The sequence below is a fragment of the Microbacterium songi genome (assembly GCF_042747925.1).
GTDB lineage: Bacteria > Actinomycetota > Actinomycetes > Actinomycetales > Microbacteriaceae > Microbacterium.
In genome coordinates this window covers 280,491-297,297 of record NZ_JBHZIE010000010.1, presented here as the reverse complement: position 1 = coordinate 297,297, position 16,807 = coordinate 280,491, and the positions used below count along the sequence as shown (strand labels likewise).

The window sequence follows — 16,807 nt, the reverse complement described above, 5'->3', positions numbered from 1 at the left end:
TCGACCGTGCGACGCCTGTGGAGAGGCGCTGCGACCGCTGCAGGCCGCGGCATCCGGCCCCATCCCGAGGAGTCGGGCGGCCCTACAATGGGCGCATGGGAGGGACCGGGGCGCCTGAGTGGCTGATTCGCGAGGACGCGGGCCAGCCGGTGCTGCTCGCGCTCTACCTGCGGCAGGTGCTCGGCATCCGCTCCCCCGACGAACTGCCGCACCTGCGGGGAATCGCACCGCACGCGAACGACCGCAGCGAGCAGGCGCAGGCGCTTCTGGAGCGCCAGTGGCGGGAGTACTGGGCCATGACGGTCGAGCCGCAGGCGCACCCGTCTCCGATCCCGCTCGATCTCGTCGACGGTTTCGGCACGCTCATCGCCCTGCCGGAGGGGGGATCGCCCGAACTGCGCTCGGCGATCGCACCCCACGCCGTCGAGGCGCTGGAGTACTCCAAGCACGCGCATGAGCGGTACACGAAAGAAGCCGCGGCCAAGCCGGGCGTCTCCTACCGGGCGTACGCGAGCGCGATCGCGGAGCACGAAAGGCAGGTCGGCCGGCGGGCGCATTCGTTCGAGCTCAACGTGCAGGTGCTGCCGCTCGCTCAGCGCGGCGTGTGGTGGATCGGCTCGCTCACGATCGCCGTCACCGACGGTCTGCGCGGCGACGTGGTGGCGTTCGACACCGCGATCCACCCGATCATCGCCGAACTGGCGTGATCAGGAGCGGGCAGACCTCAGTCGTCGAAGTGCGCGCTTTCGCGGTCGGCGGCGACCTCGCGGCTGCGGCGTGAGAGCACCCGATCGAAGATGAGGGCGACGACACCGCCCACCACCACTCCGACGACGCCGCAGACGAGGGCGAGGAATCCGAAGACCTGCGTCGGCGAGTAGACCATGCCCGTGTTGGCGCTCTCCTGGTTCGAGCCGTTGAAGGTGAACGTCAGGATGAGCGCGACGAGGATGCCGAGCCCGGCGCCGAGGACGACGAAGACGGTGTATTTCGGCGCGCGTCGGACGCTGACCGTCACGACCTCGTCGCGCACGACCACGCGCGGCTCGACATCCTGTGTCGGCGCCGCGTACTCCGGTGTGTCCGCCTGATCTGGCATGGCTCCATTGTCTCACCGCATCAGGGGGCGACAGGCGCTCTCCCGGAACTGCGCGAAACCGTCAGGAGAGCTCTTCGTGGTCTCGGACCCACTTGGGCAGGTCGTCGTTCGACGGAGTGTCGAGGTCGTCGGTGAGGGTGGTCGCGCGCTCCGCGAGGGAATGCCGGAGTGTCCGCGCCATCATACGGTCCAGCACCAGTGCCATCCCGCCGAAGATCACCAGGCCGATGCCGATGCAGACGGCGGACAGCACTCCGAAGACGAGCAGGACGCCGGAGGGACCGCTCGAGACGATGCCGCCCGCCGCCTCGTTCATGCCCGAGGCCACGGTCAGCACGGTGGAGGCGAGCAGCCCGAGAACGATGCCCATTCCGAGGAAGCGACCGATGCGCGGGGCGCGCCGCACCGAGACGTCGAGTAGCTCCTCGTCCAGCAGGTACTCGCGTTTGCCGTATACATTTCCGCCGAAGCGGTGGGCCGCCATAGCGACATCCTCCCACCTCTGCAGCCCCCGGGGGTCGGCGTCGGCGAACCTTCCGGGAGGAGTTTCGATCAGGGCCGAAGCGGCAGGAGGTCCGACACGTCGGCCCGGATGCCGGAGGCGAGGATCCGACCGGCGGCCGCGGCATCCGTCCACTGCTCCTGCCCCGTCGCGAGGGCGATCCAGGTGGCGGCATCGGTCTCGACCACGTTCGGGGGCGTCCCGCGCGTGTGACGCGGTCCCTCGACCACCTGGACGGCCCCGAACGGCGGCACGCGCACCTCGACCGAATGCCCTGGCGCCTTCTCGGCGAGCAGCTGCAGCAGGTAGCGCACCGCGGTCGCGAGCTCGGCGCGGGCGGGAGGAGCGGATGCCTCGGCCGCCGTCCGCACGGCGGCGAGCGCGGAGCGCCCGACGTCGGTCGTGATCTTGGGAGGCACACGACCACGCTACGCCCGGGCGCGGCGACGTGCGCCACTGCGCCCGGGAACCCCCGCCGATAGGCTGGGCCGGTGAGAATCCTGGTCCTCGGTTCGGGCGCGCGCGAGCACGCCATCGCCCTCGCCCTGGCGTCGGAGGACGCCGCGCACGAGCTGTTCGCCGCTCCGGGGAACGCGGGCATCGCGGAGGTCGCGTGTCTGGTCGCCCTCGACCCGAGCGACGCCGCCGCGGTGAAGGAGTACGCCGACGGCCAGGACATCGACCTCGTCGTGATCGGCCCCGAGGCGCCTCTGGTCGCAGGTGTGGCCGACGCGCTCCGCGCCCACGGCATCCCCGTCTTCGGTCCGGGGAGGGCGGCCGCGCAGCTGGAGGGATCCAAATCGTTCGCGAAGCGCATCATGGAGGCCGCCGGCGTTCCGACCGGGCGCGCCGTCCGCGCGCGGACGCGTGCCGAGGTGGAGTCGGCGCTCGATGCGCTCGGCGCACCGCACGTCGTCAAGGCCGACGGGCTCGCCGCGGGCAAAGGCGTGATCGTCACGGGGAGCCGGGAGGCGGCACTCGCCCACGCCGACCTCCACCTCCCCACCGGCCCGGTGCTCGTCGAGGAGTTCCTGTCGGGCCCCGAGGTATCGCTGTTCTTCCTGAGCGACGGAGACCATGTCCTCCCCCTCAGCCCGGCGCAGGACTACAAGCGCCTCCGCGACGGCGACGCGGGTCCGAACACCGGCGGCATGGGCGCGTACTCGCCGCTGCCGTGGCTGACCGAGACGTTCGGCGGTGAAGCGGCGTTCGTGGAGCTCGTCACGCGCGACGTGGCGGAACCCATCGTGCGCGCGATGGACGCCGAAGGGACACCCTTCATCGGCCTGCTGTACGCCGGACTCATCCTCACCGACTCCGGCGTCAAGGTGATCGAATTCAACGCGCGCTTCGGCGACCCCGAGACGCAGGTCGTGCTGCCTCGGCTGCTCGACCCCCTGTCGGAGCTGCTGCTGGCCGCGGCATCCGGAACCCTCGAGGACCACGCGACCCCCGCGTTCGCTGAGGCGGTCGCCGTGACGGTGGTCGTCGCGAGCGAGGGGTACCCGGAGGCGCCCGTGACCGGCAGGCCCATCGAGGGACTGGATGCCGCGGCATCCGTCTCCGGCGTGCACATCGCCCACGCCGCGACGGCCGTCACCGATGAGGGCTTGATCGCGACCGGCGGCCGGGTGCTCAGCGTGGTCGCGCTGGGGACGACGTTCGCCGAGGCGACGGAACGCGTGTACCGCGCGGTCGAGCGGATCGAGCTCGAGGGCTCGCAGCACCGCGGCGACATCGCCGCCGGAGTGCACGAGAACTGACGCGGGCCCTCCGGCGACGGGGCGTCGTCAGGCGTCGCGGGCGTCAGACGCACCGGACGCCGCGGGTGCCCCGGGTGTCGCCTGCGCGGCGTGCCAGTCCGACGTGCTCGAGGCCTTCGGGCGCCGCAGGAACAGCACCGCGACCGCGCCGACGAGGATGACGGCCGCCGGCAGCAGGATCGACTGCGCCATCGCCGCCGAGAATCCGGGAACGACCATCGCGGGCAGCTGGCCGGTGCCGAAGCCCGACGACGAATCGGCCGAACCAGGCAGGTTCGCCTCGAGCCGGCTCTGCATGAACGTGGCGATCGCGGCCGAACCCAGCACCGATCCGATCACGCGCGTGGTGTTGTAGATGCCCGCGCCCGCGCCGGCCTGGTGCATCGGCAGGTTGCGCGTCGCCGTGGTGGCCAGCGGTCCCCACATGCCGGCGTTCGCGATGCCCATGAGGGCCGACGGGAACAGGAACATCCAGATCGGAGTGTCGGCGTTCATGAGGCTCGAGTACCAGACCAGCGCTGCCGCCGCGGCAACGAGCCCCGGCACGAGAAGGAAGCGCGGGTCGGTGCGATCGAGCAGCTTCCCCGCGAAGGGCGAGAGCACGCCGGCCGCGACCGCCATCGGCACCAGCAGCAGCGCCGACTCGGTGGGCGTGAGGCCGCGTGCGAGCTGGATGAAGAACATGAGCGGAAGCGACATGCTCGTCACGGTGAACCCCACGGTCGCGATTCCGATGTTGGCGACGCTGAAGTTGCGGTCGCGGAAGAGGGCGAGAGGCACCAGCGCTTCGCTCTTCGTCTTCGCCTGCTGCCAGAGGAACAGGGCCAGCACGACGACACCGGCGATGATCATCGACCACACCGTGATCGGTCCCCAGATGACGCCCCAGTCGAACTTCTCGCCCTCCTGCAGCCCGAACACGATGAGGAACAGGGCGACGGCGCTGAGCACGACGCCGAGGACGTCGAAGCGGTGCGGGTGCGTCTCGAGCTTCGGCACGAGGATCCAGGCGAGCACGAAGCCGATGACGCCGACCGGGAGGTTGATGAAGAAGATCCACTCCCACCCGAGGCCGTCCACGAGCAGGCCTCCGGCGAGCGGCCCCACCAGCATGGCGACTCCCGAGGTCGCTCCCCACAGGCCCATGGCCGCTCCGCGCTTGTCGGGCGGGAAGGTGCGGGTGATGATCGCCATCGTCTGCGGGGTCAGCAGCGCGGCGCCGAGTCCTTGCACGGCGCGCATGGCGATCAGCATCCCGAGGCTGTTCGAGAGCCCGCAGCCGAGCGAGGCGAGCGTGAAGACCACCAGACCCGTCAGGTAGAGGTTCTTGGGGCCGAACCGGTCGCCCAGACGCCCGGTGATCAGCAGCGGCACCGCGTAGGCCAGCAGATACGCGCTGGTGACCCAGACGACGTTGTCGAGGTTGTTCGTGGTCGGGTCGAGGGCCGCTTTGATCGCAGGGTTGGCCACCGACACGATCGTCGTGTCCACGAGGATCATGAAGAAGCCGATGACGAGCGCCCAGAGGGCTGGCCACGGGTTTCGTCCGGGGGCGTCCGACGGTGCGGCGGTGATCTTGCGGGCGGCGGATGCTGCGGCCCGGGTGGTCGGTTCGGTCATTGCTGTGCAGCCATTCGGTCGGAGAGGTATTGGTGGGATCGGGGGACCAGCTCGGCTTCCCCCCAGGCGAAGTCCCGTCGCTCGAGACGGGAGATCAGGGCGCGGAGCCAGCCGAGCTCGGCGGCGAGGAGCGCCTCCTGCCGCTCGATCTCGAGGAGGAACTGCTCGGGCACCGGGCGTTCGCGAGCCTTCTCGAGGCCGCCGACGTGCAGCAGGTGCTCTTCCGAGAGCGAGACGAGCCGCACGCCGAGCAGGTCGATCGTCTCTTCGCGTGACAGGTTGTGCGCTTCGGCGAGCGCGATGCGGAACTCCGCGGGGTGGTCGATGCGCGGCAGTTCCGCACGCACCCACTCCGTGACGACGTCGTGCCCTGCAGCCGTCAGCGTGTATGTCGTCCGCTCGGGGCGGTTGCCGTCGCGGTCGACGCCGACCTCTTCGAGGAGATCCAGCCGCTCGAGCCGCGCGACCGTGTGGTAGAACGTGCCGTTGGTCAGAGCCACCAGACGGTCGTCGTGCCGCTGCCGCATCAGACGCATCATCTCGTAGGGATGCATATCGCCTTCGCGGAGCAACGCCAGCACCATCACTCCGAGGGGGGTGAGTTTCGCCTGCAGAACGCCCATCAGTGCTCCGTATCGACTAGTCCATATGGACTATACACTCTGCGCGGTGGCGTGAGGGCCCGCCCGACTCTTCCCGGAAGGCACGCCGCGGGCTACCGTGGCCGCATGAAGGACGAAGAGGGGTCTGCTCGCGCCCACGCGATCTTCGACCCGATCGCGGCCGAGTACCTCACGCGTCCCGACGTCGACATCGGTCCGATGTTCGGCAGCGAGGGGCTGCGCGTCCGCGGCAAGATCTTCGCGTTCGTGGGGTACCTCAGCTCGCTCGTGGTCAAGGTTCCCGCGGCGCGCGCCGATGAGATCGTCGCCTCCGGGGTCGCCGAGCGCATGGTCATGCGCGAGCGGGAGATGCGCGAGTGGCTTCTCGTCGACCGCGCCGAGAGAGAGCACTGGGCCCCGCTCATCGCGGAGGCCTTCGCCTACGTCGACGAGATCACCCCCGGACGCGGGGCGTGACGCCCGGCCGCGATAATGGGCGGGTGAGCACTCCCCTCGACCTCCCCGGCTGGAAGCACGTCTACTCGGGCAAGGTGCGCGACCTGTACGCCCCCGAAGGCGCCGCCGAGGCATCCGACCGACTGCTCGTGGTGGCCAGCGACCGGGTGAGCGCGTTCGATGTCGTGCTCTCCCCGGGCATCCCCGACAAGGGCGTGCTGCTGACCACCCTCAGCCTGTGGTGGTTCGACCAGCTGTCGGGCGGCGACGGAGGGCGAGGCATCCCGAACCATCTCGTCGCCGATCACGAGCTGACCGCCGACGGCGTGCACGAGCTGATCCCCGCCGGCGTCGTCGGCCGCGCGATGCTGGTGCGGAGCCTGGAGATGTACCCGGTGGAGTGCGTCGTGCGCGGCTATCTCACGGGCAGCGGCTGGGTGGAGTACCAGCAGAGCGGCACGGTGTGCGGCATCCCGCTCCCCGCCGGGCTCGCCGACGGCGACCGCCTGCCCGAACCTCTCTTCACCCCCGCCTACAAGGCGCCGATGGGCGAGCACGACGAGAACATCTCGTACGCGCAGACCGTCGACATCGTCGGGGCGGACGCCGCTGCCGCGCTGCGCGACACGTCGCTCGAGATCTACGAGCGGGCAGCGGCTCTGTCCCGGTCGCGCGGCCTGATCCTCGCCGACACGAAGTTCGAGTTCGGGTCGGATGCCGACGGCGTGCTCACTCTCGCGGACGAGGTGCTCACGAGCGACTCCTCGCGCTACTGGGACGCCCAGGCCTGGGACACGGGTGCGACGGCGAAGGAGCGCATGGCGAGCTTCGACAAGCAGATCGTCCGTGACTGGCTCTCCGCGCACTGGGACAGACAGGGCACCCCGCCCGAGCTCCCGGCCGAGATCGTGGAGCGGACCGCGGACCGCTACCGCGCCCTCCTCGAGCGCCTCACGTCGTAGTCGGCGCCCGCGCCATCCCCACCGAAGGAGCACCATGCCCATCTGGACCCTGCACGGAAACGGCCGCACCGTCGCGCCCGGCCAGGTCGTCGGCCCCGACGAGCGCCTGAGCTGGCCGGCCACGATCGCGGTGGGCGTGCAGCACGTCATCGCGATGTTCGGTGCGACCTTTCTGGTGCCGGTGCTGACCGGCTTCCCCGTATCGACCACACTGCTCTTCTCGGGGATCGGCACACTGCTGTTCCTCGTGATCACGAAGAACAAGCTGCCCAGCTACCTCGGCTCGTCCTTCGCATTCATCGCGCCGGTGACCGCGGCGACCGCCACCGCGGGGATGGGTTCGGCCCTCGCGGGCATCGTCGCGGTGGGACTGCTGCTCGTGGTCGTCGGGGTGATCGTGCAGATCGCCGGTCTCGGCTGGATCGACAGGCTCATGCCGCCCGTCGTGTCGGGCTCGATCGTCGCCCTGATCGGGTTCAACCTCGCGCCGGTCGCCTGGTCGAACTTCAGAGAGGCTCCGCTCACCGGCACCGTCACCCTGAGCGCCGTCATCCTGTTCAGCGTGCTGTTCCGAGGATTCCTCGGTCGCATCTCGATCTTCCTGGGCGTCATCGTCGGGTACGCGTTTGCCGCGATGGTGGGCGAACTCGACTTCTCGTCGGTTGCGGATGCCTCGTGGGTGGGCCTCCCCGAGTTCCACGTGGCCGACCTCACCAGCCCCGGCACGTGGGGCGTCATCGCGATGTTCCTGCCCGTCGTCCTCGTGCTGATCGCCGAGAACGTGGGGCATGTCCGGGGGGTCGCGACGATGACCGGCACGGCCGTCAACGCGCAGACCGGTCGCGCGCTCATCGCCGACGGCGTGGCGACGACCCTCGCCGGTGGTTTCGGCGGATCGGGGACGACGACGTACGGCGAGAACATCGGCGTGATGGCCGCGACCCGCGTCTACTCGACGGCCGCCTACTGGGTCGCGGGCGTCACGGCGGTGCTGCTGAGCCTGTCGCCGAAGGTCGGGGCCGTGTTCAACACCATCCCGATGGGCGTCCTCGGAGGGGTGACCACCGCCCTGTACGGACTCATCGGCATCATCGGCATCAAGATCTGGGTGGACAACCGCGTCGATTTCTCCCGCCCGGTCAACCAGTACACGGGGGCGGTGGCGCTCGTGATCGCCATCGCCGGCTTCACGATGCAGTGGGGCGACTTCCAGCTCGGCGCGATCGTCATCGGCGCAGCATCCGCCCTCCTCATCTACCACCTCGGCAACCTGATCGCCCGGTGGCGCCGAACCGGCGCCGACGACGGCGGCCCGCTGCCGGTCATCGGCCCGCTCGGCGGGGATCCGACCTAGGGACGCACGCAGATCGTGCATCCGCGGGGTGCGGGCGCGGGTCAGCAGGAATCGCGCTCGATGAGCGTCGTCGCGAGCTCGGTGACGTGCGGCGGCGAGCCGCCGGCGAGCAGTTCGAGCAGCACCGTCGCCATCTGCTCGCCCTGCTCGTGCGACGGCTGGCGGACGGTGGTCAGCGCCGGTGTGACGGAGGTCGCCACCGGGGAGTCGTCGAAGCCGATGATCGCGATGTCATCGGGCACCCTCAGGCGCGCGGCATGCAGGACCTCCAGCACGCCGCGGGCCATCAGGTCGCTCGCCACGAAGATCGCGTCGGGCAGCTCGATGCCGCTCGCAAGGATGCGGCGCATCGCGGCGGAACCCCCCGACGTCGTGAACTCGCCGTCCTCGACCGTGACGGGGCTGAGCCCCGCGGCCGCAAGCGCATCACGGTAGCCCTCGAGACGGTCGATGCCCGCGGGCATCGTCTCGGGCCCCGAGATCATGGCGATGCGGCGGTGGCCCTTCGCGATCAGATGAGCCGTGGCATCCCGACCGCCCTGCACATTGTCGACGTCGACGTAGTACGCACCCTCGCGGTCACGTACGGGCCGTCCGCCGTAGACCACCGGCACGGACTGCGCGATGCGGTCGATGAAGGTGTCGCTCGTGTGGTGGGAGACGATGACCGCGCCGTCGATGCTGCCGCCGCGCACGTAGCTCGTCGTCTTGTCGCCCGCGTCATCGCTGGCGATGAAGAGGTTGAGCACGTAGTCCGACCGTGACAGCCGCGCGTTGATGCCCGAGACGATGGCCGCGAAGAACGGGTCTCCGAAGAACCGGGTGGTGTCTTCCGGCACGATCAGCGCGATCGCGTGCGTCTGCCTGCTCGCGAGCGAGCGCGCAGCACGGTTGGGCACGTAGCTGAGATCGGCGATGGCCCTGCGCACGGCATCGAGGGCGGTCGGGCTGACCGCCGTCGACCCGTTCACCACGCGCGACACGGTCGACCGCGAGACGCCCGCCGCCGCCGCGACCTCTTCGATCGTCGCCGGACCGGTGGCGGGTGTCCGCACCGCGTCGGTCGTCATCTCGTTTCCGTCCCGCGGCTCTACTGCGGGGTCGCGGCGAGGTCGAGGGCGCGCGCGGAGATGACGTCACGGTAGGCGCGACCGCTGTCCTTGAGCGTGCGCGCCTGCGTGTCGTAGTCGACCCGGACGATGCCGAAGCGCTTCTCGTACCCCCACGCCCACTCGAAGTTGTCCATGAGCGACCAGTAGAAGTAGCCGCGGACGTCCACGCCGGCGTCGATCGCGTCGAGGATCGCGCCGAGGTGCACGCGCAGGAAGTCCGCGCGGTCGGCGTCGTGGACGCGCGGCTCGCCGTCCTCCTGCACGAGCACGTCGTCGTAGGCGGCGCCGTTCTCGGTCACGAAGATCGAGGTGCCCGCGGGCACGGCGTACTCCTCCGACACCCGGCGCAGCAGACGGGTGAGACCCTCGGGTTGCACGTCCCAGAACATCGACGTCTGCGGCAGACCGCGGTCGTGCCAGTACACGTCCTCCAGGGCGGGGAAGGGAGAGCCGCCGACGCGATCGGTCGGTGCGTCACCGCTGCGGGGCTCGGTGGGGGCGGGCGTGGCTCCGACGAGCTCGCCGTGGTAGTAGTTCACCCCGAGGGCGTCGATGCGGGTCGCGATGGTCTGGAGGTCGCCCGGGAGCACCGCGGCCTCGAAGGTCTCGGCGGCCGACGGGTTGAGCCGGCGGATGTCGTCGAGCACATCGGCGGGGTACTCGCCGTCGAACACGGGGCCGAGGAACCATCTGTTGAAGCGCCCGTCGATCTTGGCCGCGGCGGCGACGTCGGCGGGATCCGCCGGGTCGACCGGGTCGGCGACGGTGAGGTTCAGGGTGATGCCCAGCTCGAGCGAGCTGTCGCGGGCGCGCAGTTCTCGCACCGCCTGCCCGTGACCGAGCAGGAGGTGGTGCGACGCGAGCATCCCTTCGACCTCGCTGTAGTGACCGGGTGCGTGCAGCCCCGCGGTGTAGGAGAGGAACGACGAGCACCACGGCTCGTTGAGCGTCGTCCAGACCTTCACACGGTCGCCCAGGGCGTCGTGCATGTCGAGCGCGTACTCGGTGAAGCGGTCCGCCGTCTCGCGCACGGTCCAGCCGCCGCGCTCCTCGAGGGCCTGCGGAAGGTCCCAGTGGTAGAGCGTCAGCCACGGGAGGATGTCGGCGTCGAGCAGTTCGTCGACGAGACGCTTGTAGAAGTCCACGCCTGCGGGGTTGACCGGCCCGCCGTCGGGACGCACGCGCGACCACGACGTCGAGAAGCGGTACGTCTGCAGGCCCATGCTCTTCATCAGCGCCACATCATCGCCGTAGCGGTGGTAGTGGTCGCACGCGACGTCGCCGTTGTCGGCGTTGATGACCGCTCCCGGTACGCGGCTGAACGCGTCCCAGATCGAGTCGCGGCGGCCGCCCTCGTGCGCGGCGCCCTCGATCTGATACGCGGCCGTGGCCGCGCCGAAGAGGAACGAGTTCGGGAATTCTCGGGGTGCGGATGCCACGGCGGGGGTGGTCCTTTCGGAAAAGCTGCGGGTCGAAGGCGAGGTGATGGTCATCCCTTCACAGCGCCCGCCATGATACCGCTCACAAGTTGCTTGCCCACGAAGACGAACAGCAGCAGGAGCGGGATCGTGGCCAGCAGCACGCCGGCCAGCACGATCGAATAGTCCACGAAGTAGTTCGACTGCAGCAGCGACAGAGCGACCGGGAGGGTCGGATTCTGCCGGTCGAGCACGATGAACGGCCAGAAGAAGTTGTTCCACGCGGTGACGAAGGTGAAGAGGCCGAGCATGGCGGCCGCGGGCCGCGCGGCCGTGACACCGATGGTCCAGAACGTGCGGAACGAGCTCGCCCCGTCCACCCGGGCTGCCTCGATCAGCTCGTCGGGAACAGCCTGCTGCATGTACTGCGTCATCCAGAAGACGCCGAACGCGCTCGTGAGGGCGGGGATGATGATCGCGCCGATCTGGCCGGTCCAGCCGATGTTGCTGAACAGGATGTAGAGCGGCACGACGCCGAGCTGCATGGGCACGGCCATCGTGGCGACCACGAACACCAGCATCCACTTGCTGCCCTTGAACCGCAGCTTGGCGAACGCCCACCCGGCGAGTGTGGAGAAGAACACCACGGAGATGGCGATCAGGGCGGAGCTGTAGATCGAGTTCCACAGCGCCTGCCAGAAGTTCACCGCCGGGTCGTTCATGACTCTCGCGGCGTTCTCGATGAAGTTGCCACCGGGCAGCCACGACATATTGGGGTCGCGAATCGTGTACGCGTCGCCCGAGCCGATGAGGAACGACCAGTAGAACGGGAAGAGGGCGGCGGCGAGCACCACTCCCAGGCAGGCGTAGACGAACCACCCCGGTCGCGAGCCCCGGACGGGTCGCGCCTTCGCGCGCCGACCTCCGCGTGGGGCGGGCTCCGTGATCGCCCGGTCTCGGATGACGATCGGTGCGTTGTCGACGGCGCTCATCGCTGGCCCTTCTCTCGCTGCTGTGATTCGGCTTGGACGCGGCGTCGGGCGGCGCGGGCGGCGGCGCGCTGATCACGGCGCGAGACGGCTCCGCGTGCGCCGTCGTCGCGCACCAGTCCTCGTGTGACGAGCAGGTTGATCAACCCGATCGCGATGATGATGAGGAAGAGGATCCACGCGAGGGCCGCGGCGCGACCGAAGTTCCACTCGCCCCAGCCGATGTCGTAGAGCCACAGGGTGATCGTGAGCCACTGCGAGTTGGCGCCGCCCGTGCCGGTCTGGTCGTACATGCGCGGTTCGTCGAAGATCTGCAGGCCGCCGATCGTCGAGGTGATGATGACGAAGATCAGGGTGGGACGCAGGCTCGGGACTGTGATCGACAGGAACTGCCGGAACTTGTTCGCGCCGTCGATCGCCGCAGCCTCGTAGTAGTCGCGCGGGATCGCCTGCATGGCCGCCAGCAGGATGAGCGTGTTGTAGCCCGTCCAGCGGAAGTTGACCATCGTGGCGATCGCGATGTGGCTGGCGAAGGCGTTCGAGTGCCAGGGGACGGCCGGGATGCCGATGTAGCCGAGGTAGGTGTTGATGATTCCGTAGCGGTCGCCGAACATGTTGCTGAAGATGAGGGCGACGGCGACGGGGGCCATCACGTAGGGGAGGAGGACTCCCATGCGCCAGAAGGTCTTGGCGCGGATGTTCTGGTCGAGCATGGCCGCGATGAAGACGGCCAGCAGCAGCTGCGGAACCGTGGACAGCAGGAAGATGCTGAACGTGTTGCGCAGGGCGATCCAGAACTTGGGGTTGTTCAGCACGTACGCGTACTGGTCGAAACCGATGAACGTGCCCGTGCCGCGGATGAGATCCCAGTCCATGAACGAGATCACCGCGGTGTACGCGATCGGGAACAGGCCGGTGACGATGAAGAGGAGGAAGAACGGCGAGACGTAGAGGTACGGGGCGACCTTGAGGTCCCACGCGCTCATCCTCGAGCCGAACCCGATGCGCTTGGGCTCGCGGGGCGGGCGATCCTCATCGGATGCCGCGGCCCGCGTCGTGCGCGGGCTCTGGGGGGTCCTGATCGTCGTGGTCACGACTCTCCTCGTTTCACTGCTCTGGGTCGGTGGGGTCAGCACGCCCGATCGTCGGGCGAGCGAGGTGGGACCGGGGATGCCGGTCGTCGAGCGAGCGAAGCGAGACGCCCTGGGGGATGCCGCGGCCACGAGGGTGGCCGCGGCATCCGCACCTGCTACTTGAGGGCGTCGACCTCAGAGGACCACTGGTCCCAAGAGGTGGTCGCGTCCTGCGTTCCGTCTTCGACGCGCGTCAGGGCCTTCTGCATCGCGTCGTTGATCTGGAAGTAGAACTCGCCCTTGAACGGCGACACCGTCACGGCGTTGGCGCGGTCCGTGAGGATCTGGCCGACCGGGGCGTTGTTGAAGAACTCGTTCGTCGCGTCGAGCAGCGTCGAGTCGGTGAGGGCGTCATTCTGGCTGGGGAAGGTGCCCGCCGAGGAGAACGCCTTGATCTGCTGCTCGGGAGCGGTCAGCCAGTCGGCCAGCTCCTGAGCCGCCGCGACGTGCGCGCCGTTGCCCGGGACGGTCAGGTACGAACCGCCCCAGTTGCCGCCGCCGCCGGGGAACACGTTGGCGATGTCCCACGTGGTGACGTCCTTGGCGTTGCCCGAGATGACTCCGAGCATCCAGCCGGGGCAGAGCATCGTGGCGAAGGCGCCGTTCGCCAGGCCCGCGTTCCAGTCGTCCGACCACTGTGCGAGGTGCGCGGACTGCGTCTTGCTGGCGTCGAGCACCTGGGTGTAGATGTCCTTGACGTCGGGGTTGGTGGTCGCCGTGATGTCGCCGGAGTCCGGGTCTTCGTAGGCCGCGTCGACCTGGTTGATCATGCCCTGGTAGGTGCCGCCGGCGGAGTCGAAGAACGCCTTGCCGGTGGCGGCGGTGTACTGGGCGCCGACCTCGAAGTACTTCGACCAGTCACCCTCGAGCAGAGCGGCGACCGACTCGCGGTCGGTCGGCAGCCCGGCTGCGGCGAAGAGGTCGGACCGGTAGCAGACGCCCTCGGGTCCGATGTCGGTGCCGTAGCCGATCAGGTTGCCGGCGGGGTCGGTGGCGGCGGCCGTCTTCCAGTCGAGCCAGCGGTCCTTGAGATCGGCGGGCACCGGTGCCAGCAGGTCGGAGTACTGCATGACCTCGGGCAGCCAGTCGACCTCGATGGCTTCGATGTCGGCGAGGCCGGTCTTGCCGAGCTTCTGGAAGTAGTTGGCGCGGGCGTCGTTGGACGTCGCGGCCTTGTTGTGGACGATCGTCACGTTCGGGTGCGAGTCCATGTACTCCTGGAACAGCTCGTCGGTGTACCCGAAGTCGTTGAACGTGGCCACCGTGAGGGTGACCTTCTCGTTCGGGTCGGCGCTGGCGGCAGCGCCGCCACCGCCCGTGGAACAGCCCGCCAGGACGAGGGCGGAGATGGACGCGGCGGCCGTGATGATCGCGGTACGCCGCAGTGCGCGTGAATTCACGTGTCACTCCTTTGTGGTGTGGGTGGTGCTGGTGTGGGTGGTGCTGGTGGTCTTGCGGTGGTGGGTCGTGCCGTGGTGCTGCTCTTCGGTCGTGCGGGTGTGGTCGTACGGGTGCGGATCGGGCCCGTCCCGGGCCTGCGCCCGCACGGAAGGGTCGAAAGTGAACGAGCCCGCTCCCCCTCCGTCAGGCCGACGTCTCTTGTCGGTCCGGATTCCGTGGGAGCGCTCTCACCGAACGGTCAGAACGTTACGGGAGCGCTCCCACGTCGTCAAGAGAGCGCTCCCATGACGTGATAACGATCCGGTCACGGTGGTCCCGTCCCCCGGTGGGACCTGCGCCACGAACCCGGGCCGCCGCGCGAGACGGGCAGGCCGGCCACGCGCCGGGTGCTCGGCAGCCGCGGAGGCGGAGCCGTAGACTGGGGTGGACCCCTGCCCGCGACATCCGGAGCTGCTCAATGCCCACCATCGTCGTCGACGTCATGCCCAAGGCCGAGCTTCTGGACCCGCAGGGGAAGGCCGTCGCCGGCGCTCTCGCACGGCTCGGGATCGAGGAGTTCACCAGCGTCCGCATCGGGAAGCGCTTCGAGCTCACCGTCGAGGGCGAGGTCGGCGAAGACGTGCTCGCCAAGGCGCGGGAGATCGCTGACGAGATCCTCTCGAACGCCGTGATCGAAGACGTGGTCGGCGTCGAGGTCGTGGCGTGACCGCACGCGTCGGTGTCATCACCTTCCCCGGCTCGCTCGACGACCGTGATGCGCAACGGGCGATCCGCGTGGCCGGCGGCGAACCGGTGGCGCTCTGGCACGGCTCCCACGACCTCGAAGGCGTCGACGCTCTCGTGCTGCCCGGGGGCTTCAGCTACGGCGACTACCTGCGCGCCGGGGCGATCGCCGCTCTCGCGCCCATCATGAACGAGGTTCGGACCGCCGCCGACGCGGGCATGCCCGTGCTCGGCATCTGCAACGGCTTCCAGATGCTCGTCGAGGCTCACCTCCTGCCCGGCGGACTCATCCGCAACGCCTCGCAGCAGTTCATCCGTCGCGACCAGCGCCTGCGCGTCGAGAACGCGTCGACGGCCTGGACGTCGCATTTCGAGGAGGGGCAGGAGATCGTCATCCCCCTCAAGAACGCCGACGGCGGATACATCGCGGATGCCGCGACCCTCGAGCGCATCAACGGCGAGGGTCTCGTCGCCTTCCGCTACCTGGGCGTCAATCCGAACGGTTCGCTGGACGACATCGCCGGACTCACGAACGAGCGCGGCAACGTGGTCGGTCTCATGCCGCACCCCGAGCATGCGGTGGAAGAGGGTTTCGGTCCCGACACGACCGCGGCCATGCGCTCGGGCACCGACGGGATCGCGTTCTTCACGTCTGCGATCGCGTCGCTCGTCTCCTCCGCCGCCTGACCGATCCCGGGCGAGGGAACCCCTCCGCCTGCGGGTAGCGTGAACGGGTGACCTCCCGCTACGTCGTGACCGTGCCCACCGCCGAACTCGCCGACGACCTGCAGCCGATCGCTGCGGACGTCGACGTCGTGGTCTGGTCGATGGATGCTGCGGCCCCGCGCGACCGCATCGACATCGTCGTGCCGCCCTACATGAGCATGGGCAAGGTCTTCCCGCTGCTCGAGGGCGTCGAGGTCGGGTTCGTGCAGGGTCAGTCCATCGGCTACGAGGGCATCGCCGACCTGCTGCCCGACGGCCTCGCCTTCGCGAACGCGACGAGCGTCCACGAGACCTCGACGGCGGAACTCGCCGTCGCGCTCGCCCTGGCGGCGCAGCGCCATCTTCCCGCCTACGTCCGCGCCCAGGACGAGCACCGCTGGGCACAGGACTTCGCCGACAGTCTTGCCGACCGGCGGGTGCTGCTGCTCGGCTACGGCGGTGTCGGAAAAGCGATCGCGGCACGTCTGGCCGGCTTCGAGGTGAAGATCACCGCGGTCGCGAGTCGGGCGCGGGTCGAGCACGGGGTCGCCGTGCACGCGATCGATGAGCTGCCCGCGCTGCTCGGCGCGACCGACGTCGTCATCGCCAGCCTGCCGGGCGGCGAAGAGACGCGCCACATCATCGATGACGCTGCGCTCGCGGCGCTTCCCGACGGCGCACTCGTGGTGAACGTCGGGCGCGGACCCCTCATCGACACGGACGCCCTCGTCGATCACGTTCGCCGGGGTCGCATCCGCGCCGCACTCGATGTCACGGACCCCGAACCGCTCCCCGAGGACCACCCGCTGTGGGCGCTTCCCGGTGTGCTCATCGCTCCCCACGTCGGCGGCGCCACCAGCGCGATGCGTCCGCGCATCGCGAAGCTGGTCCGCACCCAGATCGAGCGGCTGGTCGCGGGCGAGCCCCCGTTGAACATCGTCATCGACAAGCGCCACTGAGGCGCCGGC

General features: G+C 69.4%; 19 protein-coding genes. 8 read left to right on the top strand and 11 right to left on the bottom strand.

What is annotated here, in order from left to right:
• Positions 1-95 precede the first annotated feature (95 nt).
• A complete protein-coding gene (locus ACFM35_RS12480; RefSeq protein WP_378842480.1) occupies positions 96-707 on the top strand; it encodes a zinc-binding alcohol dehydrogenase in 612 nt (203 codons plus the stop codon).
• Between the two features lie 17 nt (positions 708-724).
• Here ACFM35_RS12480 and ACFM35_RS12475 read toward each other — a convergent pair whose 3' ends face one another.
• The 3 genes from ACFM35_RS12475 to ACFM35_RS12465 form a co-directional block, all read right to left on the bottom strand.
• Positions 725-1,099 carry a potassium transporter Trk gene (locus ACFM35_RS12475; protein ID WP_378842478.1) on the bottom strand — a complete coding sequence of 125 codons (375 nt, stop codon included), beginning with the start codon at positions 1,097-1,099 and terminating at the stop codon, positions 725-727.
• A 61-nt stretch (positions 1,100-1,160) separates the two neighbouring features.
• Positions 1,161-1,583: a hypothetical protein gene (locus tag ACFM35_RS12470; protein WP_378842477.1), complete on the bottom strand. Its 423-nt coding sequence runs from the start codon at positions 1,581-1,583 to the stop codon at positions 1,161-1,163.
• A gap of 68 nt (positions 1,584-1,651) precedes the next feature.
• Positions 1,652-2,020 (bottom strand): sterol carrier family protein, encoded by a 369-nt coding sequence (locus ACFM35_RS12465; RefSeq protein WP_378842476.1) that lies wholly within the window; start codon positions 2,018-2,020, stop codon positions 1,652-1,654.
• Between the two features lie 72 nt (positions 2,021-2,092).
• Between ACFM35_RS12465 and purD the strand changes: the two genes are divergently transcribed.
• Positions 2,093-3,364, top strand: coding sequence for a phosphoribosylamine--glycine ligase (gene purD, locus ACFM35_RS12460; protein ID WP_378842475.1), 1,272 nt, complete (start codon positions 2,093-2,095; stop codon positions 3,362-3,364).
• Between the two features lie 27 nt (positions 3,365-3,391).
• Here purD and ACFM35_RS12455 read toward each other — a convergent pair whose 3' ends face one another.
• Together ACFM35_RS12455 and ACFM35_RS12450 are read right to left on the bottom strand one after the other, a co-directional pair.
• On the bottom strand, positions 3,392-4,984 hold the full coding sequence (locus tag ACFM35_RS12455) for a DHA2 family efflux MFS transporter permease subunit (protein WP_378842474.1): 1,593 nt from the start codon (positions 4,982-4,984) through the stop codon (positions 3,392-3,394).
• Entirely contained in the window at positions 4,981-5,607 is a 627-nt protein-coding gene (locus tag ACFM35_RS12450) for a PadR family transcriptional regulator (protein ID WP_378842472.1), read from the bottom strand. The genes ACFM35_RS12455 and ACFM35_RS12450 overlap by 4 nt, the downstream gene beginning before the upstream one ends.
• Positions 5,608-5,712: 105 nt before the next feature.
• Here ACFM35_RS12450 and ACFM35_RS12445 point away from each other — a divergent pair, with 105 nt between their 5' ends.
• The 3 genes from ACFM35_RS12445 to ACFM35_RS12435 are packed head-to-tail and all read left to right on the top strand — an operon-like array spanning position 5,713 to position 8,358.
• Positions 5,713-6,063, top strand: a complete 351-nt coding sequence (locus ACFM35_RS12445; RefSeq protein ID WP_378842470.1) for a hypothetical protein — start codon at positions 5,713-5,715, stop codon at positions 6,061-6,063.
• Positions 6,064-6,086: 23 nt separating this feature from the next.
• On the top strand, positions 6,087-7,004 hold the full coding sequence (locus ACFM35_RS12440; RefSeq protein ID WP_378842468.1) for a phosphoribosylaminoimidazolesuccinocarboxamide synthase: 918 nt from the start codon (positions 6,087-6,089) through the stop codon (positions 7,002-7,004).
• Positions 7,005-7,038: 34 nt separating this feature from the next.
• Positions 7,039-8,358 carry a uracil-xanthine permease family protein gene (locus ACFM35_RS12435; protein WP_378842466.1) on the top strand — a complete coding sequence of 440 codons (1,320 nt, stop codon included), beginning with the start codon at positions 7,039-7,041 and terminating at the stop codon, positions 8,356-8,358.
• 41 nt (positions 8,359-8,399) lie between these two features.
• Here the strand turns inward: ACFM35_RS12435 and ACFM35_RS12430 are convergent, their stop codons facing one another.
• The 6 genes from ACFM35_RS12430 to ACFM35_RS12405 all read right to left on the bottom strand — a co-directional run bounded on the left by ACFM35_RS12430 (position 8,400) and on the right by ACFM35_RS12405 (position 14,557).
• Positions 8,400-9,428, bottom strand: a complete 1,029-nt coding sequence (locus ACFM35_RS12430; protein WP_378842462.1) for a LacI family DNA-binding transcriptional regulator — start codon at positions 9,426-9,428, stop codon at positions 8,400-8,402.
• A 20-nt stretch (positions 9,429-9,448) separates the two neighbouring features.
• Positions 9,449-10,963 carry a glycoside hydrolase family 1 protein gene (locus tag ACFM35_RS12425; protein WP_378842460.1) on the bottom strand — a complete coding sequence of 505 codons (1,515 nt, stop codon included), beginning with the start codon at positions 10,961-10,963 and terminating at the stop codon, positions 9,449-9,451.
• Complete coding sequence (locus ACFM35_RS12420; protein ID WP_378842458.1) at positions 10,960-11,880, bottom strand: carbohydrate ABC transporter permease; 921 nt, start codon at positions 11,878-11,880, stop codon at positions 10,960-10,962. The genes ACFM35_RS12425 and ACFM35_RS12420 overlap by 4 nt, the downstream gene beginning before the upstream one ends.
• Positions 11,877-12,971, bottom strand: coding sequence for a carbohydrate ABC transporter permease (locus ACFM35_RS12415; protein WP_378842456.1), 1,095 nt, complete (start codon positions 12,969-12,971; stop codon positions 11,877-11,879). The genes ACFM35_RS12420 and ACFM35_RS12415 overlap by 4 nt, the downstream gene beginning before the upstream one ends.
• A gap of 155 nt (positions 12,972-13,126) precedes the next feature.
• Entirely contained in the window at positions 13,127-14,410 is a 1,284-nt protein-coding gene (locus ACFM35_RS12410; RefSeq protein ID WP_378842454.1) for an ABC transporter substrate-binding protein, read from the bottom strand.
• A gap of 3 nt (positions 14,411-14,413) precedes the next feature.
• Positions 14,414-14,557, bottom strand: a complete 144-nt coding sequence (locus tag ACFM35_RS12405; RefSeq protein WP_378842452.1) for a hypothetical protein — start codon at positions 14,555-14,557, stop codon at positions 14,414-14,416.
• Positions 14,558-14,868: 311 nt separating this feature from the next.
• On the opposite strand from ACFM35_RS12405, the gene purS reads away from it, so the two are divergent.
• Genes purS through ACFM35_RS12390 form a run of 3 tightly spaced genes read left to right on the top strand, consistent with a single transcriptional unit; the run spans position 14,869 to position 16,798 of the window.
• Positions 14,869-15,117 carry a phosphoribosylformylglycinamidine synthase subunit PurS gene (gene purS / locus ACFM35_RS12400; protein WP_378842450.1) on the top strand — a complete coding sequence of 83 codons (249 nt, stop codon included), beginning with the start codon at positions 14,869-14,871 and terminating at the stop codon, positions 15,115-15,117.
• Positions 15,114-15,821 carry a phosphoribosylformylglycinamidine synthase subunit PurQ gene (gene purQ / locus ACFM35_RS12395; protein WP_378842448.1) on the top strand — a complete coding sequence of 236 codons (708 nt, stop codon included), beginning with the start codon at positions 15,114-15,116 and terminating at the stop codon, positions 15,819-15,821. Before purS ends, purQ begins: the two co-directional genes overlap by 4 nt.
• A gap of 47 nt (positions 15,822-15,868) precedes the next feature.
• Positions 15,869-16,798 carry a 2-hydroxyacid dehydrogenase gene (locus ACFM35_RS12390; protein ID WP_378842446.1) on the top strand — a complete coding sequence of 310 codons (930 nt, stop codon included), beginning with the start codon at positions 15,869-15,871 and terminating at the stop codon, positions 16,796-16,798.
• Positions 16,799-16,807: the final 9 nt, after the last annotated feature.